General features: G+C 66.4%; 20 protein-coding genes. 9 read left to right on the plus strand and 11 right to left on the minus strand.

Annotated features, from left to right (window positions below):
- Window positions 1-88 precede the first annotated feature (88 nt).
- From WV31_RS15035 to WV31_RS15045, 3 genes are read right to left on the minus strand one after another with little or no spacing between them, the layout of a single operon-like run.
- Window positions 89-694: a ribonuclease HII gene (locus WV31_RS15035; RefSeq protein WP_085374334.1), complete on the minus strand. Its 606-nt coding sequence runs from the start codon at window positions 692-694 to the stop codon at window positions 89-91.
- The gene (magA, locus tag WV31_RS15040; RefSeq protein ID WP_085374335.1) at window positions 669-1973 is read right to left on the minus strand and encodes an iron transporter MagA; all 1305 of its coding nucleotides are present in this window, start codon (window positions 1971-1973) and stop codon (window positions 669-671) included. The genes WV31_RS15035 and magA overlap by 26 nt, the downstream gene beginning before the upstream one ends.
- Before the next feature lie 22 nt (window positions 1974-1995).
- Window positions 1996-2574 (minus strand): TetR/AcrR family transcriptional regulator, encoded by a 579-nt coding sequence (locus tag WV31_RS15045; RefSeq protein WP_085374336.1) that lies wholly within the window; start codon window positions 2572-2574, stop codon window positions 1996-1998.
- 127 nt (window positions 2575-2701) lie between these two features.
- On the opposite strand from WV31_RS15045, the gene rlmN reads away from it, so the two are divergent.
- The 3 genes from rlmN (at window position 2702) to WV31_RS15060 (ending at window position 7738) form a co-directional block, all read left to right on the plus strand.
- The gene (rlmN, locus tag WV31_RS15050; RefSeq protein WP_085375595.1) at window positions 2702-3829 is read left to right on the plus strand and encodes a 23S rRNA (adenine(2503)-C(2))-methyltransferase RlmN; all 1128 of its coding nucleotides are present in this window, start codon (window positions 2702-2704) and stop codon (window positions 3827-3829) included.
- A gap of 74 nt (window positions 3830-3903) precedes the next feature.
- Complete coding sequence (locus WV31_RS15055; protein WP_085374337.1) at window positions 3904-5118, plus strand: argininosuccinate synthase; 1215 nt, start codon at window positions 3904-3906, stop codon at window positions 5116-5118.
- 148 nt (window positions 5119-5266) lie between these two features.
- Window positions 5267-7738 carry a PAS domain-containing protein gene (locus WV31_RS15060; RefSeq protein WP_145980879.1) on the plus strand — a complete coding sequence of 824 codons (2472 nt, stop codon included), beginning with the start codon at window positions 5267-5269 and terminating at the stop codon, window positions 7736-7738.
- A 603-nt stretch (window positions 7739-8341) separates the two neighbouring features.
- On the opposite strand, the gene clpA is transcribed toward WV31_RS15060, so the two are convergent.
- The 5 genes from clpA to WV31_RS15085 form a co-directional block, all read right to left on the minus strand.
- Window positions 8342-10636 (minus strand): ATP-dependent Clp protease ATP-binding subunit ClpA, encoded by a 2295-nt coding sequence (gene clpA, locus WV31_RS15065; RefSeq protein WP_085374339.1) that lies wholly within the window; start codon window positions 10634-10636, stop codon window positions 8342-8344.
- 43 nt (window positions 10637-10679) lie between these two features.
- Window positions 10680-11012 carry an ATP-dependent Clp protease adapter ClpS gene (gene clpS, locus WV31_RS15070; RefSeq protein ID WP_085374340.1) on the minus strand — a complete coding sequence of 111 codons (333 nt, stop codon included), beginning with the start codon at window positions 11010-11012 and terminating at the stop codon, window positions 10680-10682.
- A gap of 160 nt (window positions 11013-11172) precedes the next feature.
- Window positions 11173-12036 (minus strand): phasin family protein, encoded by an 864-nt coding sequence (locus tag WV31_RS15075; RefSeq protein WP_085374341.1) that lies wholly within the window; start codon window positions 12034-12036, stop codon window positions 11173-11175.
- 156 nt (window positions 12037-12192) lie between these two features.
- Window positions 12193-14619: a bacteriohemerythrin gene (locus WV31_RS15080; protein ID WP_237051313.1), complete on the minus strand. Its 2427-nt coding sequence runs from the start codon at window positions 14617-14619 to the stop codon at window positions 12193-12195.
- A gap of 152 nt (window positions 14620-14771) precedes the next feature.
- On the minus strand, window positions 14772-15449 hold the full coding sequence (locus tag WV31_RS15085) for a hypothetical protein (protein WP_085374342.1): 678 nt from the start codon (window positions 15447-15449) through the stop codon (window positions 14772-14774).
- 157 nt (window positions 15450-15606) lie between these two features.
- Between WV31_RS15085 and WV31_RS15090 the strand changes: the two genes are divergently transcribed.
- On the plus strand, window positions 15607-16887 hold the full coding sequence (locus WV31_RS15090; RefSeq protein ID WP_085374343.1) for a D-alanyl-D-alanine carboxypeptidase: 1281 nt from the start codon (window positions 15607-15609) through the stop codon (window positions 16885-16887).
- A gap of 263 nt (window positions 16888-17150) precedes the next feature.
- On the opposite strand, the gene WV31_RS15095 is transcribed toward WV31_RS15090, so the two are convergent.
- The 3 genes from WV31_RS15095 to WV31_RS15105 form a co-directional block, all read right to left on the minus strand.
- A complete protein-coding gene (locus tag WV31_RS15095) occupies window positions 17151-17597 on the minus strand; it encodes a gamma-glutamylcyclotransferase family protein (RefSeq protein ID WP_237051314.1) in 447 nt (148 codons plus the stop codon).
- 47 nt (window positions 17598-17644) lie between these two features.
- Window positions 17645-18193 carry a GAF domain-containing protein gene (locus tag WV31_RS15100; protein ID WP_237051315.1) on the minus strand — a complete coding sequence of 183 codons (549 nt, stop codon included), beginning with the start codon at window positions 18191-18193 and terminating at the stop codon, window positions 17645-17647.
- 84 nt (window positions 18194-18277) lie between these two features.
- A complete protein-coding gene (locus WV31_RS15105) occupies window positions 18278-18499 on the minus strand; it encodes a hypothetical protein (RefSeq protein WP_145980880.1) in 222 nt (73 codons plus the stop codon).
- Between the two features lie 156 nt (window positions 18500-18655).
- Here WV31_RS15105 and WV31_RS15110 point away from each other — a divergent pair, with 156 nt between their 5' ends.
- The 5 genes from WV31_RS15110 to WV31_RS15130 all read left to right on the plus strand — a co-directional run bounded on the left by WV31_RS15110 (window position 18656) and on the right by WV31_RS15130 (window position 22936).
- Window positions 18656-19369: a Crp/Fnr family transcriptional regulator gene (locus WV31_RS15110; protein ID WP_237051316.1), complete on the plus strand. Its 714-nt coding sequence runs from the start codon at window positions 18656-18658 to the stop codon at window positions 19367-19369.
- A gap of 264 nt (window positions 19370-19633) precedes the next feature.
- Complete coding sequence (locus tag WV31_RS15115) at window positions 19634-19807, plus strand: Flp family type IVb pilin (RefSeq protein WP_085374346.1); 174 nt, start codon at window positions 19634-19636, stop codon at window positions 19805-19807.
- A gap of 234 nt (window positions 19808-20041) precedes the next feature.
- Window positions 20042-20524, plus strand: a complete 483-nt coding sequence (locus WV31_RS15120) for an A24 family peptidase (protein ID WP_085375599.1) — start codon at window positions 20042-20044, stop codon at window positions 20522-20524.
- Window positions 20525-20543: 19 nt separating this feature from the next.
- The gene (gene cpaB / locus WV31_RS15125) at window positions 20544-21449 is read left to right on the plus strand and encodes a Flp pilus assembly protein CpaB (RefSeq protein ID WP_085374347.1); all 906 of its coding nucleotides are present in this window, start codon (window positions 20544-20546) and stop codon (window positions 21447-21449) included.
- Window positions 21446-22936, plus strand: a complete 1491-nt coding sequence (locus tag WV31_RS15130) for a type II and III secretion system protein family protein (protein ID WP_085374348.1) — start codon at window positions 21446-21448, stop codon at window positions 22934-22936. Before cpaB ends, WV31_RS15130 begins: the two co-directional genes overlap by 4 nt.
- The last annotated feature ends 8 nt before the right edge of the window (window positions 22937-22944 follow it).

Raw genomic sequence — 22944 nt, forward strand, 5'->3', positions numbered from 1 at the left:
CGACTCAATTTGAGTCAAACATGAGAGTCCGTCAAGAACCTGTTGGAATCTAATGATTCATTGCCACAGGTAGTGGGTTATCCACAGGTTAGAACAGCATATGTTGGGCCACGGGGGCGAAAGAGCGGCGGTGATGGGGAGTGGGGCCGAGGCGTTTCAGGGCCTCCAGATGCTCGGCGGTGCCGTATCCGGCGTTCCGCTCCCAGCCGAATTCGGGGTGGGCAAGGGCCAGTTCCGCCATCAGCGCGTCGCGTCTGACCTTGGCCACCACCGAGGCGGCGGCGATGGACAGCGAGATGCCGTCGCCGCCCACCACGCAGCGCACCGGGCAGGGCAGCCTTGGCGGGCGGTTGCCGTCCACCAGGGCAAGGGCGCAGTCCCGGCCCAGGGCGTCATAGGCCCGGCGCATGGCGAGAAAGGTGGCCTGCAGGATGTTGAGGCGGTCGATTTCCTCCACCGAGGCTTCGCCGAAGCCGATGATCGCCGTGGCCGGCACCAGTTCGGCCAGTTCTTCCCGCAACCGCTTGGACAGCTTCTTGGAATCGTCGAGCCTGTCCAGCAAGGTCCGGGGCAGGCGGGCGGGGTCGAGGATCACGGCGGCGGTCACCACCGGCCCGGCCAAAGGCCCGCGGCCCACCTCGTCGATGCCGCAGACCGCGCCGGTGATTTCAGATTCCAGAGCCAGGTCCGGCATTGGGGTCATCCCTCCATGAGGCGCGATGGGCCAGCATCCGGGCCCGCCGGGCGGCGCGGCCCATGGCGCGGGCCTCGTCGCCGTAGAGCCGCGAGACCAGATCGCGGAACGAATGGACATGTACCGCCGCCACCCGGTGCATGCGCCGCATGGTGAACAGCCAGAAGGGCGACAGCACCAGGGACAGCACGGTGACGGCCACCACCAGCTTGGTCTCCTGGGCGCTGATCAGCTTCACCGCCTTGCCGGTCTCGGCCAGCAGGAACGAGAACTCGCCGATCTGGGCCAGGGCGACGCCGGCCAGGAAGGCGCTGGGCCAGTCCTGGCGGGCAAGGCGCAGCGCCGCGACGTTGAGCGCCGTCTTGAACAGGGTGACCATGGCCAGCAGGGTGAGAACGGTGCCGAGATTCTTCCAGATGAACTTGAAGTCGAGCAGCAGCCCGATGGACAGGAAGAACACCATCAGCAGCACGCTGCCGATGGGTTGGGCGCGCTTCAGCAGCACGTCGCGCTGGGCGGAATTGCCCAGCACCACGCCGCCGAGGAAGGCGCCATAGGCCGGCGACAGGTCGAGAACGCCCGAGATGGCCGCCGTGCCGAAGCACCAGGCCAGCGCCGACAAGGTGGCGAGGTCGGAATCCCGAGAAAGCCGGGCGGTGAGCGGCAGGTCGACGCGGCGCTTGGACAACCACCAGAACAGCACCGCCAGGAACAGCACCGAAAGGACCACGCGGGCCATGTCGGCGGGCAGCAGCGCCTTGGTCTGCATGGATTCCAGCACCAGCATCATGGGCACCACCGCCATGTCCTGGGCGATCAGGATGCCCAGCGTGGTGCGTCCCACCGGCGTGTCCAACTCGTCGGACGCCTCCAGCACCTTGATCACCACGGCGGTGGACGACACCGCCACGGCGCAGCCCAGCACCACCGACATGCCCAGACTCCAGCCCAGGACGTGGCGCAGCGCCAGGGCGGTGCCGACGCTGCCCATGATCTGCAGCAGCGTGGTGAACACCGCCACCTTCCACACGCCGAGGAAGCGCGAGATGTCCAGCTTCATGCCGATGACGAACAGCAGCATCAGCACGCCGAACTCGGCCAGGACGGCCACCGCGTCGCGGTTGCTGACCAGCCCGAAGCCGCTTGGTCCCAGCACCACGCCGGCCAGGATGTAGCCGACGATGGCCGGCTGTTTCAGGCGCGTCATCAAACCGCCGCACAGCACGGCGGCCAGGGCGACGATGGCGGCGTAGGTCAGTTCGGGATGATGCAGGTCCATGGCGGCGTTCTTGGCACGGAGGCTACAGCATGCGCACCGCCATGAACTTGGCCTCGGCGGCGGCCAGGCAATCGCCGGCGATGGTGGCGTCGGCGATGGCGCCTTCCTTCAGCAGGACCAGGCGCCGCGCCAGGCGTTCGGGCTCGGGCAGCTCGGCCTTGTGGCACATCTCGCCCAGGGTCTCGACGATGCGCCGCTTGTGGTCGGCGGCCACCCGGTGGATGGGGTCTGCCCCCTCGGCATATTCGGCCGCCGCCTTGACGAAGGGGCAGCCGCGGAAGGCCTCGGGCTCGGTGCCGCCGATCACCGCCTCGCCCCGGAACCACTCGCTTAAGGCCTCGAACATGTTCAGCACCTGGGCGCGCGGCGTGCCGCCCATGGATTGCATGCGGCCGAACAGCCAGTCGCGGAACTGCCGGTCGCGCAGTTCCAGGGCGGCGACGATCAGCTCTTCCTTGGACTTGAAGTGGTGATAGAGCGTCATCTTGGTCAGCCCGGCCTCGTCCAGGATGGCGGCGATGCCGGTGGCGTGGAAGCCGTCGCGCAGGAACAGGCGGAGCGCCGAGGCCACCAGATCGTCGCGGCGAGAGGGAGGGGGCATCCGTCATCTCCATTCTAGACCAACCGGTCGGGCAAGCATGATGCCAGCGTTATGTCAGGTTCCACAACACCCCTTTGCGCACGCCGCCATTGCTTTAGGGCGCGCCGATCCTTATGTGTTGCCCACCATGGACGACACCAAGACCAATCTCATCGGCCTGTCGCGCGACCAGTTGATCGCCGAGATGGCCGCCATCGGCGAAAAGCCCTTCCGCGCCAAGCAGCTGTGGCACTGGATGTACAATCGCGGCGAAACCGATTTCGCCAAGATGACCTCCATCTCCAAGACCATGCAGTCGGCCCTGGCCGAGCGCTATGTTGTGCGCCGCCCGCAGGTGACCAAGGAGCTGACCAGCACCGACACCACGCGCAAGTGGCTGCTGAAGTTCGACGATGGCCACGAGGCCGAGACCGTCTACATCCCCGATGCCGACGAGGAGCGCGGCGCGGTGTGCATCTCCACCCAGGTGGGCTGCACGCTCACCTGCCGCTTCTGCCATACCGGCACCCAACTGCTGGTGCGCAACCTGTCGGCGGCCGAGATCGTCGGCCAGTTCATGGTGGCCCGCGATTCCTATGGCGAGTGGCCCACCCCCGACGACGGCGGGCGCCTGCTCTCCAACATCGTGGTCATGGGCATGGGCGAGCCCCTCTACAATTTCGAGAACGTGGCCACCGCGCTGGAAATCGCCATGGACGGCGAGGGCATCGGCATTTCCAAGCGCCGCATCACGCTGTCGACCTCGGGCGTGGTGCCCATGATGAAGGAATGCGGCGAGCGCCTGGGGGTCAACCTGGCCATCAGCTTGCACGCGGTCACCGACGAGATCCGCGACCGCATCATGCCCATCAACAAGAAGTATCCCTTGAAGGAGCTGATGGCCGCCTGCCGCGACTATCCCGGCGCCTCCAATGCGCGCCGCATCACCTTCGAATACATCATGCTGAAGGGCGTCAACGATTCCCCCGCCGACGCCCGGGCGCTCCTGAAGCTGGTCAAGGGCCTGCCCGCCAAGTTCAACCTGATCCCGTTCAATCCCTGGCCGGGCTCGGAGTTCGAAACCCCCGACATCAAGACCACCAAGGCCTTTTCGGACATCCTGCAGGATGCCGGCTATTCCGCCCCCATCCGCATGCCCAGGGGCCGCGACATCCTGGCCGCCTGCGGCCAGCTGCGCTCGGAAAGCCAGCGGGAACGGGCCAGCCTGGCCAAGGCCCGCGCCGCCGCCGGCATCGTGGACGAACATCACGGCTGAATCTGTTGCCAGCGGCGCGGCTTTGCCTATACTGCGCCGCCAAATCCCTCCCCCATCTCGGAAAGGCGTTTGCCATGAAGGGCGAAGTCAAGAAGGTCGTTCTGGCCTATTCCGGCGGTCTCGACACCTCCATCATCCTGCGCTGGCTGCAGGACCAGTATCAGTGCGAGGTGGTGACCTTCACCGCCGATCTCGGCCAGGGCGAGGAGCTGGAGCCGGCCCGCGCCAAGGCCCGCCTGATGGGCATCAAGGAAGAGAACATCTTCATCGACGACCTGCGCGAGGAATTCGTCCGCGACTTCGTCTTCCCCATGTTCCGCGCCAATGCCCTGTACGAAGGCGTGTACCTGTTGGGCACTTCCATCGCGCGCCCCCTGATCTCCAAGCGCCAGATCGAGATCGCCAACATGGTCGGCGCCGACGCCGTGTCGCACGGCGCCACCGGCAAGGGCAACGACCAGGTCCGCTTCGAGATGGGCTATTACGCCTTGAAGCCCGACATCAAGGTGATCGCGCCGTGGCGTCTGTGGGACCTCAATTCGCGCACCAAGCTGCTGGACTTCGCCGAGAAGCACCAGATTCCCATCGCCAAGGACAAGCGCGGCGAGGCGCCTTACTCCACCGACGCCAACCTGCTGCACATCTCCTACGAGGGCAAGGCGCTGGAAGACCCGTGGGTCGAGCCCTTCGAGGACATGTACACCCGCTCGGTTTCCCCCGAGAAGGCACCGGACAAGCCCACCTATGTGGAGATCGAGTTCGAAAAGGGCGACGCGGTGGCCATCGACGGCGTGCGCATGAGCCCGGCCACCCTGCTGACCAAGCTGAACGAGCTGGGCGGCGCCAACGGCATCGGCCGCCTGGATCTGGTGGAGAACCGCTTCGTCGGCATGAAGTCCCGCGGCGTCTACGAGACCCCCGGCGGCTCGGTGCTGATCGTGGCGCACCGCGCCATGGAGAGCCTCACTCTCGATCGCGGCGAGTCCCACCTGAAGGACGAGCTGATGCCCCGCTATGCCGAGCTGATCTACAACGGCTTCTGGTTCAGCCCGGAGCGCATCGCCATCCAGACCATGATCGACAAGGTCAGCGAGAACGTTACCGGCACCGTGCGGCTCAAGCTCTACAAGGGCGTGGCCTCGGTGGTGGGCCGCAAGTCGCCCAAGTCGCTCTACCGCATGGACTACGTCACCTTCGAGGAAGACTCCGTCTACGACCAGCGCGACGCCCAGGGCTTCATCAAGCTCAATGCGCTGCGCATGCGTCTGGCCAAGATGGCTCGCGGGTAAGTAGAACTACCTGAGTGCGGTTATTTATTTGAAGGGCTCCGCCATGGCGGAGCCCTTTCCTTATGGGGAATTTGATCTATCCGCTTTACGTCCCTAACCGCCTTTTATACCATTGGTTAGCAGTCCCTCCCCCGGAATGGTAGTTTCCTTGTCCCTCGCCGCCAGCCGCAGCCCCAGCCTTTCCGCCAAGCCCCTGAAATGGTGGCCGCTGGCGCTATGGAGCGCCGTCATGGCGGTGGTGGTCGTTTGGTCGGCCATGACCGTTCTGCGCGACCGCGATACTTTCATGGCCCAGGCGGCTTTCCGCACCCAGTCCATGGCGGACATCGCCGCCGAGCAGGTGCTGCGCACCGTCGAGGGCGCCGATATGGCGCTGCACGCCGCGCGCATTCAGTTCCGCAGCATCGGCGACTGGAGCGTTCTGGCCAACGACCGCACGAGCTGGCAGATCCTCCACGATTACGGCAAGGCGCTGTCGGCGGTTCCCATTCTCTACATGGTGGATCAGGCCGGCATCATCCGCCTGCATGGCCAAAGCTTTCCCTTCCGCCCCATCTCCATCGCCGAGCGGGAGTACTTCAAGCTCCACCGGGCCAGCACCCTTGACCAGGCCGAGATCAGCGCCCCCGTCATCGGCGCGGTGACCGGCAATCAGGTCATCATCATCAGCCGGCGGCTGTCCAATCCCGATGGCGGCTTCGCCGGCGTGGCCGGCGCCACTCTTCGGGTTGATGCCTTCCAGCCGTTTTTCCAGACTCTCAGCCTGGGCGACGGCTCCATCGTCAACCTGCAGCGTGGCGACGGCGTCATTCTGGCCCGCCATCCCTTCCTTGAAGGGGCGGTGGGCTCGAAGGTCGACAATTCAAAGATCTTCCCCGCCATTTCCGAAGGCGGCGTCAATGGGGCCGCCGTCACCACCTCGCCCCTGGATGGGGTGACCCGCGTCACGGCGTTCCGGCGGCTCGAGCGCTATGGCCTGGTGCTGATCGCCGCCGTTCCGGTGGATTCCGTTCTGGGCGAGTGGCGGCGTCAGACGGTCCGCCTGGCCGGCATGGTGGGGGCGGGCATCGTGTCGCTCACCGCGCTGTTCGTGATGCTGCTGCGCCGTTATCACAACGAGGTGGCCGCCCGCGCCGAACTCAAGAACAGCGAGGCGACCTTGAGCCGGGCCCAAAGCGTCGCCCATATCGGCTCGTGGCAGGTGGAGTTGCCCACCGATCAGGTGCGCTGGTCGGAGGAGACCTACCATATCTTCGGCCTTTCCCCCGGCATTCCGGTATCCTTCGCCAAGGTGATGGAGATGATCCATCCCGACGACCGCGATCGGGTCCGGGAGGAAATGAATGCCCTCAGGAACGGCGGCGCGTTCGAGGTCGAGCATCGCATCATCGCCAACGGCGGCGAGGTCAAATGGGTGACGGCCCGCGCCCAGCTCACCACGTCGGAGACGGGGGAGCCGCAGGAGATCCTCGGCACCGTCCAGGACATCACCGAGAAGATGCGGGCCGAAACCGCCATCCGCGAGCACCAGGCCCTGCTGCTGGAGGTCCAGAGCGTCGCCAATCTCGGCTATTACGACTACGACATGCGGGCCGATCGCTGGCGGTCGTCTCCCATCCTGGACGAGATTTTCGGTATCGGTCCCGACTACCTCCGCAGCGGCCAGGGGTGGCTCGATCTGGTGGCGCCCGAGATGAAGGCCGAACTGGCGGCCTATCTGGCGGAAATTCAGGCGGGCGACCACGATTTCGACAAAGCCTACGCCATCGTCCGCCAAAGCGATTCCACCTTGCGCTGGGTGGCGGGGCTGGGCCGGATCGAACGGGACGCCGGCGGCAAGCCCGTCCGCATGGTCGGCACCATCAGGGACATCACCGAGCAGCGCTGCGCCGAGCAGGAATTGCGGGACAAGGCCGCGGAACTGGAACGTTCCAATACCGAACTGGAACAGTTCGCCTATGTGGCCAGCCACGATCTGCGCGAGCCCTTGCGGATGGTTTCCTCCTACGTTGACTTGCTGGCCCGGCGCTACAACGACCGGCTGGACGACGATGCCCGCGAGTTCATCGCCTTCGCCAAGGACGGTGCGACGCGCATGGACCGGCTGATCCTCGATCTGCTGGAATATTCCCGCATCGGCCGCATCACCCGGCCCATGCTGCCGGTGGCGCTGGGCCCCGTGGTGGAACGCGCCTTGCGCGCCCTGTCGGTGAAGATCGAGGAAAGTGGCGCCGAGATCGCCACGCCGCCGGAAGTCCTGCCCACCGTTCTGGGCGACGGCGAGGAACTGATGCGCCTGTTCCAGAACCTGATCGGCAACGCCATCAAGTACCGCTCGCCCGAGCGCAAGCCGGTGATCACCATCGAGGCCGAGAATACCGGCAAGGAATGGATCATCACCGTCGTCGACAACGGCATCGGCATCGAGCCCAAGTATTACGACCGCGTCTTCCTGATCTTCCAGCGTCTGCACCGCCGGGGCGAATTCGAAGGCACCGGTATCGGCCTGGCCGTCTGCAAGAAGATCGTCGAGCACCACGGCGGGCGCATCTGGGTCACCTCCACCCCCGGCGAAGGCACCCGCTTCTCCGTCACCCTGCCGCCCATCGGGCAGGTCTGATCGACCTGGAGTTTGTCCGAGTTTGGCCGGGTCGATGCCGTCAGGCTCGGACAACCCCTAGAGCGTGATGCCCAAAATGTGCATCACGCTCTCTCAGTTTATTCGCCGCCCCTCTGCCTTAGCGCGCGCCTTCGTGCGCTTGGCCGCGCCCTCAATGGGCGCAGGAGCACCGCGCCTCATATTTGAGGCTCGATGCCCTAAATATGCGCCCAGACAAACCGAAGCCCCGCCGGAGACATCGCGTTCCGTGCGGGGCTTATGGTTTGGGGACCCACAGGTCCTATATGGTCGGCGCAAGGGCCGATAAGTTGTAGTGCAGAGATGTAAAAGTCTTTTGTGCCACTATATCGGCACCTCAAACTCGACCCGGTGGCGTCATGCTGTCAACATCCTCCTGTCCGGTGTTGCCTTTGCCTCGGGTGAGGCGATTGGAGCATCGGATACTGTCGTGACAACCTTCCAATCCCGGCTCGCCTCCTTCTCTGTTACGGGTTCATTATCTCCAACTGGAGGGTAATTGTCAAGAATTAGCCCCTCATCCAGGGCAAGCAAAAGGGCGCTCCGAAGGGAGCGCCCTGGTTGCGATTGCCCGGGGGCAAGTCCTTATTCCACCAGTTCGGGGATCTTGTCGGCCTTGGGGGCGGTGGCCAGGAACTCGAAGTCCAGCTTGGAGTCCTCGCCCACCCGGATGCGGACGATGCCGCCCTTGGCCAGGCGGCCGAACAGCAATTCCTCGGCCAGCGGCTTCTTGATGTGCTCCTGAATGACGCGGGCCAGCGGGCGCGCGCCGAACGAGCGGTCATAACCTTTCCTGGCCAGCCAGGCGCGGGCTTCGTCGGTCAGTTCGATGGTGACGTCGCGGTCGCCCAGTTGAGTTTCCAACTGCATGACGAACTTGTCCACCACCTGGGCGACGATCTCCGGCGTCAGGTTGGCGAAGGCGATGGTGGAATCCAGGCGGTTGCGGAATTCCGGGCTGAACATGCGGTTGATGGCGTCGGTGTCGTCGCCCTCCCTCGCCTCGCGCCCGAAGCCGATGGCGGCCTTGGCCAGGTCGGCGGCACCGGCATTGGTGGTCATGATCAGGATCACGTTGCGGAAGTCCACGGTCTTGCCGTTATGGTCGGTGAGCCGCCCGTGGTCCATGACCTGGAGCAGGATGTTGAACAGGTCCGGGTGGGCCTTCTCGATCTCGTCGAGCAGCAGCACCGAATGGGGGTGCTGGTCGATGGCGTCGGTGAGCAGGCCGCCCTGGTCGAAGCCCACATAGCCGGGCGGCGCGCCGATCAGGCGCGACACCGAGTGGCGCTCCATGTACTCGCTCATGTCGAAGCGGGTGAGCTCGATGCCCATGATCTTGGCCAACTGGCGGGCCACCTCGGTCTTGCCGACGCCGGTGGGGCCGGAAAACAGGTAGCAGCCGATGGGCTTTTCCGGCTCCCTCAGGCCGGCTCTCGCCAGCTTGATGGCGGATGCCAGGGCCTCGATGGCCTTGTCCTGGCCGAACACCAGGGTCTTGAGATCGCGTTCCAGGTTGCGCAGCGCCTCCACGTCGTTGGTGGACACGCTTTTCGGGGGGATGCGGGCGATCTTGGCGACGATCTCCTCGACATCCTTGACCGTCACCGTCTTGCGCCGCTTGGATTCGGGCAGCAGCATGCGCGACGCGCCCACCTCGTCGATGACGTCGATGGCCTTGTCGGGCAGCTTGCGGTCGGTGATGTACTTGGCCGACAGCTCCACCGCCGCCTTGATGGCTTCGGCGGTGTAGCGGACCTTGTGGTGGCTTTCGTAATAGGTCTTGATGCCGTTCAGGATCTTGATGGTATCCGGGATGGACGGCTCGTTGACGTCGATCTTCTGGAAGCGCCGCACCAGGGCGCGGTCCTTCTCGAAGTGATTGCGGAATTCCTTGTAGGTGGTCGAGCCGATGCAGCGCAAGGACCCCGCCGCCAGGGCGGGCTTCAAGAGGTTCGACGCGTCCATGGAGCCGCCCGAGGTGGCGCCGGCGCCGATCACCGTGTGAATCTCGTCGATGAACATCACCGCGCCGTCGTAATTCTCCAGCTCGGTGACCACCGCCTTCAGGCGCTCCTCGAAATCGCCGCGATAGCGGGTGCCGGCCAGCAGCGAGCCCATGTCCAGGGCGAAGATGGTGGCGTTCTTCAAGACGTCGGGCACCTCGCCGTTGACGATGCGCCGGGCCAGTCCTTCGGCGATGGCGGTCTTGCCCACGCCGGGATCGCCCACATAGAGCGGGTTGTTCTTCGACCGGCGGCAGAGGATCTGGATGGTGCGGTCGATTTCCTCGTCGCGGCCGATCAGCGGGTCGATCTTGCCCTGGGCCGCCTTCTTGTTGAGGTTGATGCAATAGGCGCCCAGCGCCTCCTGGCCCTTCTTCACCACCTTCTCGCCCGAGGCTTCCTCGTCGGCGCCGTGGACGGTGCGGCTCTGGCCGCGGCCGGGCGCCTTGGCGACGCCGTGGCTGATGTAGTTGACGGCGTCCAGCCGGGTCATGTCCTGGCTTTGCAGGAAGTAGACGGCGTGGCTTTCGCGCTCGGAGAACAGGGCGACGATGACGTTGGCGCCGGTGACCTCTTCGCGCCCCGAGCTCTGCACATGGATGGCGGCGCGCTGCACCACCCGCTGGAAGCCGGCGGTGGGCTTGGGGTCGGTGCCGCGCGGGGAGACCAGTTCCGACAGGTTGGTGTCGATGAACTCGGAGAGGTCCCGCTTCAGCTTGTCGAGGTCGACATTGCAGGCCCTGAGCACCGCCACGGCGTCCTGGTCGTCGGTGAGCGACAGCAAAAGGTGCTCCAGCGTCGCGTATTCGTGGCGGCGCTCGGAGGCGTGGGACAAGGCACGGTGCAGGCTTTGCTCCAGGTTGCGCGACAGCATGGGGCCGATCCTTATCCTGGGGGAACGCGCCGCGACAGGCGGGCTATTCCTTTTCTATCGTACACTGCAGCGGATGCTGGTTCTGGCGCGCCAGGTCCATGACCTGGGTCACCTTGGTCTCCGCCACCTCATATGTGTAAACACCGCAAATCCCGACACCCCTGGTATGGACATGCAGCATGACGCGGGTCGCATCCTCTCGGCTCTTGTTGAAATAGCGTTCGAGGACATGCACGACGAACTCCATGGGCGTGTAGTCGTCGTTCAGCATCAGGACCTTGTACATGGACGGCTTCTTGGTTTTCGGGCGGGTCTTGATGACCACCCCCGTCTGACCGTCGTCGCCGCCGTGCTTGTCGTTACCGTTTTCGCTCATGCCTGTGTGCTTGGGCCTTGGTTGACTTTACACCCCTATCATATTGGGTGCGGATGCCCGGCGAAAAGGCCCCTTTTTCCGCATGAGGGGATTGCGGGCATGAAAAAGGCCCGGCGGGTGTTTCCGCCGGGCCTCTGTCTTGACAGGAAGGCTTGCCGAATTAAGCGGCGGCCTTCACCAGCTTGTCGACGGTGGCGTTGACGCGGTCGCCGATGGGGGCCAGGGCGTCCTCGACCAGCTTCACCGACTGCTCGGCGAGAAGGGTGGACTCGGCCACCAGCTTGTCGACGCCGGCCTTGGTCAGGTCGGTCTGCAGGTCGATGAATTCCTTCAGGGTCTTGGCCGACAGCAGGGCCTTGGAGGCGGCGACCTGCTCCTCGATGCTGGCCTGGGTCAGGCCGACGAAGGCCTTGGAGATGTCCTGCAGGCCCTTGGTCAGGATGGTGCCGGCCTTGACGAAGGCCTCGACGTTCTCCTTGCCGAAGGACAGCACGTCCTCGTAGCCCTTGTAGGCGGCGGTCTGCGCCTTGACGGCGGCCTCGACCTGCTCCTTGCTGATGGCGACGGCCTTGTCGTAGCCCTTGGCGGCGGCCTCGGACGACGCCTTCACCACGGATTCCACGGCTTCCTTGGAGGCGGCGACGGCGACGTCCACCTGCTCCTTGGACAGCGCCACGGCCTTGTCGTAGCCCTTGGCGGCCACGTCGGCGGACGCCTTGACCACGGTCTCGATGGTCTCCTTGGAGACGGCGACGGCGGCCTCGACCTGCTCCTTACCGATGGCGACGGCCTTGTCGTAGCCCTTGGCGGCCTTGTCGTAGCCCTTGACGGCGGCGTCGGCGGAGGCCTTCACCACGGTCTGGATGGTCTCCTTGCCGACGGTGACCGCCTCTTCGATGGTCTTGACGGCGTCGGCGTGGGCGGCGGCGATGGGGGCGGGGGCCTTGGTGGCCTTCACGGGGGCGGCGGCGGGGGTGGTGGCGGCGGTCTTGGCGGCGGCCGGCTTGGCCTTGGCGGTGGTCATGGAAGGAATCTCCCTGGTTGGGTTCGCGCAGCCGGGACAAACAGACCGCCCCATGCTGCAATGCAACATGGGGCGTATCATGCGAGTCTGGTTGCAGCGAGTCAATAGGGTTTGTTGCGCTGCAATATATCCGTAATCGTAGAGGCGGCCCCGCCGTCAGGCGGCATGCCTTTCCGCCATGAAGCGGGCCATGACCAGGTCTTCCTTGCGGATGTGCTGGACCAGCCAGGTCGCCACATAATCGAACAGCTCGGCCCCGGCGGAGGCGTTGCCCGACGCGATGGCGGCGCGCAGCTGGTCGATCCGCTGGAAGAAGGCGCGATGGCTGCGGGCATGGGCATCCGCCTCGGGATAGGCGTGGCGCTTCATCAGGCCTTCCTCGTCGTCGAAATGGGCGTGCATGGAGCGGTCCAGCTCGGCCAGCAGATCCGCGGCGGCCACCTGGCCGTCGCCGCTCATCATGGCGCGATAGGCCTTGTTGACCAGATCGTAGAGGTCCCGGTGGTGCTGGTCCACCGAGGCCTGGCCGGTCTCCAGGGCGGCATCCCAGCGCAGCAGCACCATGTCCTTCTTCTCGGCCCGCACCTGGGCCAGGAAGGTGGAAACCTCGTGGCGCAGGAATTCCGCCTGCCGGGACAGGTCGGTGGCTGATTCGCGGATCTGTTCGGCGGCGGCGCCGGTTTCGCGGGCCGCCTGCTCCACCGAGACGATGTTGCCCGAGACCTCGGAGGTGCCGGCGGCGGCCTGTTCCACGTTGCGGGCGATTTCGGCGGTGGCGGCGGTCTGCTGCTGCACCGCCGAGGCCACCGAGGTGCCGATCTCGCCCATTTCGCCGATCACCGCGGAAATGCTGTCGATGGCCGACACGGCGGCCGAGGTGCTCTGCTGCACGGCGGAGATCTGGCCGGCGATCTCGCTGGTGGCGCGCGCCGTCTGGTTGGCGAGGTTCTTGACCTCGTTGGCGACCACGGCGAAGCCTTTGCCGGCATCGCCGGCGCGTGCCGCCTCGATGGTGGCGTTGAGCGCCAGCAGGTTGGTCTGGGCGGCGATGTCGTTGATCAGGTTGACGATCTCGCCGATGCGTCCGACGTTCTCGGACAGCGAGCGGACCTGATCGGTGGTGTGGCTGGCCTCCTCGCGGGCGCGTTCGGCCACCGCCTGCGAGCGCTCCACCTGCTGGGAGATCTCGTTGATGGAGGACGACAGCTCCTCGGTGGCCGAGGCGACGGTCTGGACGTTGGCCGAAGCCTGGGTCGCCGAGGAGGCGACGGTGGTGGCCTGGGCGCTGGTCTCGGTGGCGGTGCCGGCCATCTGGCCCGAGGCGGCCTGAAGCTCGGTGGCGGCCGAGGTCACCGTCTCGATCACCTTGCCTACGCTGTCCTCGAAGGTGTCGGCCATCTTGCGCATGGCCATCAGGCGGTCGGCTTCGGCCCTTTTCTTCTGCTCCTCCTGCTCGGCTTCCAGCTGCTTGACCCGGATCAGCTGATCCTTGAAATGGGCCACCGAGCGGGCCATGGTCCCGATCTCGTCGCCGCGTTCGGCATAGGGGACGTCGATGGCGAGGTTGTTGCGGGCCAGCTGGTCCATCACCCCGGTCATGGCGCCCACCGGGCCGAGGATCGAGCGGGCGATCAGCATGGCGAAGATCAGGCCCAGCACCACCGCCACCGTCGATACCGCCTTGGACCAGGCTTCCTGGCTGTCGATGGTGGCCTCGGTGCTGCTGCCCAGCGCGGTCATGACCTCCATCTGGGCATCCTTGACCTTGACGGCCAGGTCGGCGAACTCGGCGCCGAGGCGTGCCGCCTCCTTGGAGACCAGCCGGTCGATCTCCAGGGTGCCGTTCAGGATCACCACGAAGTCGGCGCGGTAGGCGGGCAGGATCTGCCCGACGGTATCGACGGCCTTGCGGCTGCGGGCGTCGCGGGCCTGCGCCGCCAGGACCTTGAGCGCCGCCTCGGTGGCGGCCAGCTCGGCCAGGGTGGAATCGGCGAATTTCTGGTCCGGCGTGGCGAGGAAGCGGTTGGCGCTGACCCGGGCCAGCAACAGGTGCTGCAGCGCCTTGCCGGCGTGCGCGGCCGTCTGGTACTCGCCATCGGCCATGGCGCCGTCCACCACGCCGCCCAGCGCATCGACCATGGCGGCGCCCGCCGGGGCGGCCCGCTCGACGAGCGCCTTGTCGCGTTCACCGCGCAGCACCGTGATCTTGTCGAAATTGGCGTTGTACTCCTCGAACAGCGCCTTCATGCGCGTCAGGGTCGCCTTGCGCTCCGTATCGATGGTGGCGGCGATGGCGTCGCCCAGGTCCTTCTCCAGGCTGCCCTGCAGCGCGCGAATCCGGCTCAGCGCGCCCGCGTCGCCCTGGCTGCCGGTATAGGCCAGGACGTTGCGCCGCAATCCCACCACGTTGCGGTCGATGGTCAGAACCCGGATGGTGTTGGCGTTGACCCGCTGGAATTCCGAGACGTTGCGCTCGATGGTCACGAGGCCGATGCCCACCATCACGGCGACGATCACCAGGAAGGCGAGAATACTGAGGAAGCCGCCATAGATGCGGGTCTTCACCGTCAGGGTCGCGGCCATGTCTGTCATCCTCGGCTTGAGATGGCGGTCGTGCCATCGGGGCAAGCGTATCTTGAGGACATAAGGTTAACGTGGTGCGAACTTATACGTATCTCTTTCGGCTGGCATCGAGGCAGGGCGTAGCTCGGAAGCCATAGTCCCGCCCGGCTCGGCTACAGCCCGTAATCGAGGCCGTCGGCTCCAACCTTCAGGGTGAACTCGCCCAACCCGCCGCGCTTGCGGTCGTTCTCGCGGAAGGGGTCGAAGGCTACGGGGCCGGGGGGGACGATCTTGTCGCGGCCGGGATCGAGGGCGGCCAGGGCGGCGGGGAAACGGGCGGCGTCGTAGGCGGCCGAGGGGTAGGCCCAGGCGGTGAAGGTGTACCTGCCCTGGCGGCAGCTGGCGGCGGTCCAGTAATAGGAGTGGGACGGCAACTGCAATCCCACCGCCGGCGCCCCAAAGGCGCCGGACTGGTCCAGGGCGGCGGACAACCCGTCCCGCGCCGCCTGATCCAGGGGAGCCGAGGCGGTATCGGCCCGCCAGGGCGACAGCGGGTCGGTCAGCTCGATGGTGGCGACATTGCCCGGGCGGGTGATGGCGCTGATCTTCAGGTTCGGGGCTGTGGACTCCCATTCGTAGAACCGCACCTGCTGGTCCCACAGGGCATTGTAGACCAGGCGGAAACGCTCGGGCGAACCCGGCGCGCAGGCTTCCCGGATGTCCGCGCCCTCGACGAAGGAGAACCACTGGACCTTGCGGAACAGCGGGTTGCCGACATCACCGCCGGTATAGGCGCATCCCGACAGGGCGGCGGCGAGGGCGAGCGTGGAGAGGGCGAGGCGGCGGGGCATGGCGGTTTTCCGTTGGCGAGGGGCGGGACCTGCAAGGATGGGCAGGGAAATATGGCGGGAATCGGGCGGTTCGCGAAGCTTTACACAGATTCGCAAAATCTTTAAGGTTTCGGCGATACCCTAAGCCAACTCAGTCGCTGAACGGAAGGTCGAGACGTTGCACCTGAGCCGCACCGGATTCCTGAATCGTGTCCGCCTGTTGGCCGTCGCCGTGGCGGCGGTCCTGACGCTGTCGGCCCAGCCGGCGCTGGCCGGGCGCTACGCCTCCATCGTCATCGACGCGGAATCCGGTTCCGTCCTGCATGCGGCAAGTCCCGACGCCAAATCCTATCCGGCGTCGCTGACCAAGGTGATGACCCTGTTCCTGCTGTTCGACGAGCTGGATGCGGGGCGCATCCGCCTCGACACCAAGTTTACCACCTCGGCCCATGCCGCCGCCCAGTCGCCGTCCAAGCTGGGGCTCGAGCCCGGCGAGAAGATCTCGGTGGAAAGCCTGATCCTCGCCCTGGTCACCAAGTCGGCCAACGACGCCGCCGTGGTGGCGGCCGAAGGCGTGGGCGGCACCGAGGCCAATTTCGCCCAGATGATGACCCGCAAGGCCCATGCGCTGGGCATGCGCTCCACCACCTACCGCAACGCCTCGGGCCTGCCGGATCTCGGCCAGGTGTCCACGGTGCGCGACCAGGCGACCCTGGCCCGCGCCCTGATCCGCCATCATCCCGGCTACTACAAGTATTTCTCCACCCGCCAGTTCGTCTATGACGGCCAGCCCATCAACACCCATAACCGCCTGATGCTGCGCTACCAGGGTGCCGACGGCATCAAGACCGGCTATATCCACGCCTCGGGCTTCAATCTCATCTCGTCGGCCAAGCGCGGCGACAAGCGCATCATCGGCGTGGTGTTCGGCGGCAACACCGCCGCGTCGCGCGACAAGCACATGGGTCAGCTGCTGGACAAGGGCTTCGCCAAGCTGCGGAAGGGCGAAAGCGTCGAGATGGCCGAGGCCGAGGCCGACGACCTGCCCGACCTCGACGAGCTGGTGGCCGCCGCCCAGGCGGCCAAGGCTCAGCCTAAGGCCAAGGCCGCCGCCAAGCCGGCTCCCGCCAAGAAGGTCGCCATGCGCGCCCCGGCCCGCGCCGCCAAGGATGACGACGACGACGACGACGCGGTGGGCGATGCCGACCCGGCGGGCTGGGCCATCCAGGTGGGCGCGTTCAACGAGTACCGGCCGGCCCACAAGGCGGCCAGCGATGCCGCCAAGAAGCTGGGCGGGCTGGTGTCCAAGGCCTCCATCGACATCGACAAGGCGGGCAAGGGCGCCAAGACGGTCTATCGCGCCCGCATCTCCGGCTTCACCGAGGACCAGGCCCGCGCCGCCTGCAAGCGCCTGGGCAAGGCCGGCAAAGCCTGCAAGCCGGTCAATCCCAACGCCTGATCGCGCTGTCATGGCTTGAGCGTTTTCAGCCTGAGGCGGTTGCCGTCTGTGCCTGAAAGACCCTTCGCTTTAGGCTCGGGGTGACAATCCGTCTTGGGTTTAGCGGGCTGCGGAAAAAGTCCCGTCATCCCCGCGAAGGCGGGGATCCATGCATCCACCAGCCACATCTTGTGTTGAGATGGTAGAATTGCGTCAACATGGCCCCCGCCTTCGCGGGGGGTGACGGGTAAAAGGGTGGCGGGCGAGTTTTTCCGCAGCCTGCTCTAATCCCGCCATCCCGCCATCAGGGCGCGGATGCGGGTGAGCGCCGCCCGCTTGTGGCGCAGGCGCCAGGTTTCGAGCCGCCATTCCTCGCGGCCGCCGGTGACACCCGGCGGGCAGAGGTAGCTTTCCGCCATCGCCTCGGTTCCGTCGCGCCTGCGGACCATCAGGCAGCCTACCCGGTATTCCGGCCCCTCGTAATGGTCGAGGCGGCGGCAGTCCCGCTCGTCCAGGCCGCGGACCAGAAGGCCCTCCACCGCGCCGGTGGGGTGGGGGATCAGCATGGGATAGGTGCGGCCGGCGATGTTGGTCCGCCGCCAGCCGCCCAGCCGGGCCGGCTCCATCAGCGCGGGGTCCGCCGTGCGCCCCAGCACCGCGGCCAGAACCTCTTCGTCCATCAGGGTGCCGAAGAAGAACATGGGCAGGGATTGGGGGGGATGGGGCGGCACTGGTCGGTCTCCGGACGCGGCTGGGCCGGAGCATAGCGTCCCGGGGCTTAGTCGGAAAGGCCCCTCGCCCGCTCGATGAGGATGCCGAAGGCCTCGGTGAAGGTCACCAGGGTGTCGCAGACCGGGGCGGTGAAGAAATTGGGAATGGCGGCTCCGAAAATCACGAAGCCCAACAGATGGCCATCCACGAGGATGGGGGCCGTCATGCTGGAGCGGGTGTCGGAATTGCGCGCGCCGCTGGTATGGAACCGGCCTTCCCCGCCGAACGCCGCCAGATCGTTGACGATTCTGGGCTCGTGGCTGTCGGCCAGCATGACCAGGGACGGGACGTCGGTCATCACGATCTCGTTCACATCGGGAGGGCCGGCGCCGTCCGAATTGCACGAGAAGGCCCAAAGCATGTCGTGTTGGGCGTCATAGACCGACAGCGAGGCATGGCGCAGGGGGGCGAAGCCCGGAAGCTGGCGGATCATGCCGTGCAGGCGACGGGCCGGTTCGCTCAGCCAGGCCACCACCCGGTCCATGGCCGGACCATCCGGCGGACCGAACGGGGCGGTGGGGGAAATGGGGGCGGCAAGGGGGGTGTCTGCGTTCATGATCATCATGCTAACCCCAGGGATTCCGCCGGGGGAAGGCACGACTTTAGTCCGATCGTGATGATTTCGGGTAAGCCCCCGACATCAATGAATGTCGGTCTGGAAGGCCCGGTGTATGCTTTTGCATGCATCCCAAAGAATGCAGGGGCGCTCCTCGGCGCAGCGGCAGCCATCGGCGATCAGCGGGGCGATGGAGTCGGAAGCCGCCATATGGCTGAGCAATCCGACGATGGCCCGAATCCGGTCCGGCAGGCAGTGGCGCAGGTCCTTGTCCATGGCGGCGTCCATCGGGCGGAGTTTGCTCATTCCATGGTATTAGGGTGTTCGACCGGGGGGAATGTCCGAATTGTCGCCATCCTCGACCAAGTGTGACGGGGTGGCATGGCGGCGGGCGATGGGGCCAAGCCCGTATTGAAAAGCGGCCGGCCCGGGCCGATACTCCAAGACGGGGAACGGGCGTTGATGACGGGTTCGCAGATGATGGACGTGATCGATGGCGGCTTGGCCCGCGTATCCCTGTTCTCCGACATGGACGAGACGGCGCTGGGCGATATCGAGGCCCGCTGCAACTGGTCGCGGGTTCCCACGGGCGCCCAGATCTTCGACAAGGACAGCGACACGCTGGACGTCTATTTCGTCGTCGAGGGGGCGGTGCGCATCCTGACCACCGGCTCGGACGAGCGCGAGGTCGCCCTGGCCGACGTCATCGCCGGCAATTACTTCGGCGAGCTCGCCGCCATCGACGGCATGAAGCGCTCGGCCCGCGTGGTGGCCACCAAGGATTCGGTGCTGGCCTCGCTGGAGGGCGGCGCCTTTCTCGAACTGATGCGCCAGTACCCGGTCATCGCCATCAAGGTGGTGGAGCGCCTCACCCGCATCGTGCGCAGCCTGGACAGCCGGGTCGCCCAGCTCTCCAGCCAAAGCGAAAGCCAGCGCGTGTGGGGCGAGATCCTCCGCCTCGCCCAGCCCGATCCGGCCAAGCCGGATTCGTGGCAGATCGCCGATCTGCCCAACCACAAGGAAATCGCCGCCTGGGCGGGCACCACCCGCGAAAAGGTGGCCCAGGCCATCGGCGAGCTGGCCCGCGAAGGCGTGGTGCGGCGCCGCTCCATGGGGCTGGTCATCTGCGACCTGCCCCGCCTGCAGCTGATGGCGGCGGCCCGCGGCGCCGCTTAAATCCCGCCAATTCCCACCGGGAGTCCCGCCCGTCCGGCCACATGGCCGGGCGATGGGGGCGGCTTTTGCTAAAATTTGAACTAATCTGCACAAATAAAACTTATGTCTCTGTGCGAGTCTTCACAGAAAGATTTGGTATGGTATGGCAAATATTGTCTCACGAGATAGGGGCGGGAACGCGAAACGCAGTTCAGACCCGGGACACTCGAACGGAAGCGATGAGATGGTTCAGAGTTTCCGCGAACAGATTAAAGGAGATGACAAATGTTTACTTCGATCCGCAACACCATGACCAAGATCTCCCGTGACGAGCAGGGCGCCACCGCCATCGAATACGGTCTGATCGCCGCCCTGATCTCCATCATCGCCATCCCCGGCATGCTGCTGGTCGGCCCCCGCATCCTGACGGCTTTCAATACCATCGCCGGCAGCATGTAGCAGGAGATGCGGCCGCCAAGGCTGCGCAGCAGAATATAAACAGGGCGCCCTGGATCGGGGCGCCTTTTTTATTTTGATTGGAATGAATGCGCCTGTTGTAAGTGTAATTCTTTGGTATCTGTGGATAATTTCACTGTGCGCCATGATGGTGGCCGCTAGGATTAATGTAGGAAGCGGGATGAAGTCGGGTCGTGAATCTTCCGGATGGAAGCATATCGGCCCCTGGAGGCGGGAATGGGCAATATCATCCTCATGATTTCGGCGATTGTTTTCGTCGCGGCGCTGCTGGACGCGGCCTGGGGCGACCTGCGCGCCTTGCGCATCCCCAACCGCGTGCCGCTCACCGTGCTGGCGGCCTTCGTGCCGGCCGCCCTGGCCATGGGCCTGGACGGCGAGGCCTGGCTGGCGCATCTGGGCACCGGCGTCCTCTCCTTCGTCGCGGCGGCCATGCTGTTCAGCCTGGGGGTGTGGGGCGGCGGCGACGCCAAGCTGGTGCCGGCCGTGCTTCTCTGGGTCGGCCCCGCCGAGCTGCCGCGTTTCCTGCTGGTCATGGCCCTGGTCGGCGGCCTGGTGGCGCTGGCCGCCCTGGTGCGGCGCCGCGCCGAGGCCGGGGACTTGCGCCCGGTGATGCGCGGCCATGTTCCCTACGGCGTCGCCATCGCCGCCGGCGGTCTGGACTGGGCGGCGGTGAGCCTGCTGCCCCGGCTGGCCGGCTGAGTTCGGGGAGAGGTGCGTCATGCGACCCATCGTCATCATCGTCGTGGTGGCCGCCCTGGCGGCCGGGGGCACCGCCATGCTGGCCAAGTCCTGGCTCGACCGCCAGGAGGCGCGCCGCGCCAAGGCGGCCGACGAGCCCGCCACCGTGGAGGTCCTGATCGTCGCCCGCGACGTGCCGTCGGGCGCCGCCCTGGTCGGCGACGACCTGCGCTATGACGTCTGGCCGAAATCGGCGGCGGGCGACCGCCTGGCGGTGCGCAAGCCGGGCGAGGACACCAAGGCGGCCTTCGTCGGCATGATCGCGCGCCGGCCGCTGGCCGAGGGCGAGCCGGTCTCCGCCGCCACCACCTTCCGGCCCGAGGCGTCGGGCGTGCTGGCGGGCATGCTGGGGGCGGGCATGCGCGCCGTCTCCATCGCCATCACCAACCCCACCGCCGTGTCGGGCTTCATCACGCCCGGGGACCGGGTGGACGTGGTGCTGGCCACCGATATCAAGAAGGCCGACGAGGGCGGCCCTGCCATGGAATCGGGCAGCGGGCTGCTGCTTCGCTACGGCGCCGAGACGGTGCTGGCCGATCTTCGGGTGCTGGCCATCGACCAGCAGATCACCAGGGGGCGCGACGGCGCGCCCATCCAGGGCAAGACCGCCACTCTCGAGGTTACGCCGAAACAGGCCGAGGTGCTGACCGTGGCCGGCATGATGGGCAACCTGCAACTGTCCCTGCGGCCGCCGCGCGGCTCGGAATCGGCGCCGTCGCCCGCGTCGGCCGAGACACTGGACTTCACCGCCGACCTGGAAGCTGGCAAGGTGCTGCAAGCGGTGGTCGGCTTCAAGCCGAAGGCCGAGCGCGCGGCGCCGCCCGCTCCCAAGGGTGTGCGGGTCAACCGCGCCGGCCAGATCAGTTCGGAAGGGGTGGGACGATGATCCGGCGTCAGTTGTTTGCCGCCTTGCTGGCGGTGCTCGTGGCCGCGCCCGCCCTGGCGCGGGACGAGGAGCCGCCGCCGCCGCTGGCCTCGCCGCGCGCCAAGGTGGTCAGCGTGGACGCCCCGGCCGAACCGGCCCGGGCGCCGCGTCCCGGCACGCCGCAGGTCCTGCGGGCCGGTGCCGCCGTTTCGGCCGAATCCATGCAGGTCCCGGTGGGCAAGAGCATCGATCTGCCCCTGCCCGGCGCCGTCAGGGACGTGGTGATGGGCAATTCCGACATCGCCGATGTGATCGTGCGCGCCCCCAATCTGGTCCACATCACCGGCCGGGCGGTGGGGCAGACCAATGTCTTCCTGATGGACCGCTCCGGCCGGGTCATGCGCCGCATCGATCTCAACGTGTCCATCGATTCCCAGGCGGTGAAGGACGCTCTGCGCGCCGTGCTTCCCGACGAGCGCTCCATCGCCGTCGAGGCGGTGGCCGACAGCCTGTACCTGTCGGGCGCGGTGAAGAACGACGCGGCGGTCCGCGACGCCAAGCTGGTGGCGCGGCGCTTCGTGGCCGACGACACCAAGCTGGTCAACCTGCTGCGCGTGGTCAACGAGCAGCAGGTGCTGCTTCACGTCAAGGTGGCCGAGATCCAGCGCACCGTGCTGAAGGAGTTGGGGGTGGGCGTCACCGCCAACAAGGCCATTCCGCTCTTCGGCGGCGCCGCCATCGGGTCGGGGTCGAAGACCAGCGCCTCGGTGGGGCTGATCGATTCGTCCAGCTCGGCCATCTTCGGCACCGCCACCATCACCGGCATCGGCGCGCTGGTGGCCAATCTCAACATCCTGGAAAACCAGGGCCTGATCCGCACCCTGGTCGAGCCCAACCTGACGGCGGTGTCGGGCGAGACCGCCACCATGCTGGCCGGCGGCGAGCTGCCCATTCCCGTCTCCCAGACCAACGGCGCCATCAACATCGAGTTCAAGCCCTATGGCGTGCTGCTGGCCTTCACCCCCGTGGTGCTCGATCCCGGCCGCCTCAGCCTGAAGATGAGCACCGAGGTCAGCGCCATCGACACCGCCAACAAGACCGCCGTCAGCTCGACCATTTCGGTTCCCGCCTTCAAGGTGCGGCGCGCCGGCTCCACGGTGGAACTGCCCTCGGGCGGCTCGCTGATGATCGCCGGCCTTTTGCAGAACGACATCACCAGCAACATCGCCGGCCTGCCCGGGCTGATGGACCTGCCGGTGCTGGGCTCGCTGTTCCGCTCCAACGCCTTCCAGAGGAACGAGACCGAACTGGTGGTGATCCTGTCGGCCTATGTGGTCCGCCCGCTGGAGCAGCCGGGGCTGGCCACCCCCAACGACGGCTTCGCCCCCAGCTCGGACCTGAAGCGCTTTCTGCTGGGCCGGTTGCAGGACACCTACACCACCCGCTCCCGCGAAGCGCCGGCCGCGCCCCCGGCCCTGCAGGGCCCCTATGGCCATATCGTCCAGTGAGGAGGACA

It is taken from the genome of Magnetospirillum sp. ME-1 (assembly GCF_002105535.1).
Classification (GTDB): Bacteria; Pseudomonadota; Alphaproteobacteria; order Rhodospirillales; family Magnetospirillaceae; genus Phaeospirillum.

What these genes read in the sequence shown, in the direction of transcription:
- WV31_RS15035 (WP_085374334.1), bottom strand. Translation starts at nt 694, where the DNA reads ATGCCGGACCTGGCTCTGGAATCTGAAATCACCGGCGCGGTCTGCGGC.
- magA (WP_085374335.1), bottom strand. Translation starts at nt 1,973, where the DNA reads ATGGACCTGCATCATCCCGAACTGACCTACGCCGCCATCGTCGCCCTG.
- WV31_RS15045 (WP_085374336.1), bottom strand. Translation starts at nt 2,574, where the DNA reads ATGCCCCCTCCCTCTCGCCGCGACGATCTGGTGGCCTCGGCGCTCCGC.
- rlmN (WP_085375595.1), top strand. Translation starts at nt 2,702, where the DNA reads ATGGACGACACCAAGACCAATCTCATCGGCCTGTCGCGCGACCAGTTG.
- WV31_RS15055 (WP_085374337.1), top strand. Translation starts at nt 3,904, where the DNA reads ATGAAGGGCGAAGTCAAGAAGGTCGTTCTGGCCTATTCCGGCGGTCTC.
- clpA (WP_085374339.1), bottom strand. Translation starts at nt 10,636, where the DNA reads ATGCTGTCGCGCAACCTGGAGCAAAGCCTGCACCGTGCCTTGTCCCAC.
- clpS (WP_085374340.1), bottom strand. Translation starts at nt 11,012, where the DNA reads ATGAGCGAAAACGGTAACGACAAGCACGGCGGCGACGACGGTCAGACG.
- WV31_RS15075 (WP_085374341.1), bottom strand. Translation starts at nt 12,036, where the DNA reads ATGACCACCGCCAAGGCCAAGCCGGCCGCCGCCAAGACCGCCGCCACC.
- WV31_RS15080 (WP_237051313.1), bottom strand. Translation starts at nt 14,619, where the DNA reads ATGGCCGCGACCCTGACGGTGAAGACCCGCATCTATGGCGGCTTCCTC.
- WV31_RS15085 (WP_085374342.1), bottom strand. Translation starts at nt 15,449, where the DNA reads ATGCCCCGCCGCCTCGCCCTCTCCACGCTCGCCCTCGCCGCCGCCCTG.
- WV31_RS15100 (WP_237051315.1), bottom strand. Translation starts at nt 18,193, where the DNA reads ATGAACGCAGACACCCCCCTTGCCGCCCCCATTTCCCCCACCGCCCCG.
- WV31_RS15105 (WP_145980880.1), bottom strand. Translation starts at nt 18,499, where the DNA reads ATGAGCAAACTCCGCCCGATGGACGCCGCCATGGACAAGGACCTGCGC.
- WV31_RS15110 (WP_237051316.1), top strand. Translation starts at nt 18,656, where the DNA reads ATGACGGGTTCGCAGATGATGGACGTGATCGATGGCGGCTTGGCCCGC.
- WV31_RS15115 (WP_085374346.1), top strand. Translation starts at nt 19,634, where the DNA reads ATGTTTACTTCGATCCGCAACACCATGACCAAGATCTCCCGTGACGAG.
- WV31_RS15120 (WP_085375599.1), top strand. Translation starts at nt 20,042, where the DNA reads ATGGGCAATATCATCCTCATGATTTCGGCGATTGTTTTCGTCGCGGCG.
- cpaB (WP_085374347.1), top strand. Translation starts at nt 20,544, where the DNA reads ATGCGACCCATCGTCATCATCGTCGTGGTGGCCGCCCTGGCGGCCGGG.
- WV31_RS15130 (WP_085374348.1), top strand. Translation starts at nt 21,446, where the DNA reads ATGATCCGGCGTCAGTTGTTTGCCGCCTTGCTGGCGGTGCTCGTGGCC.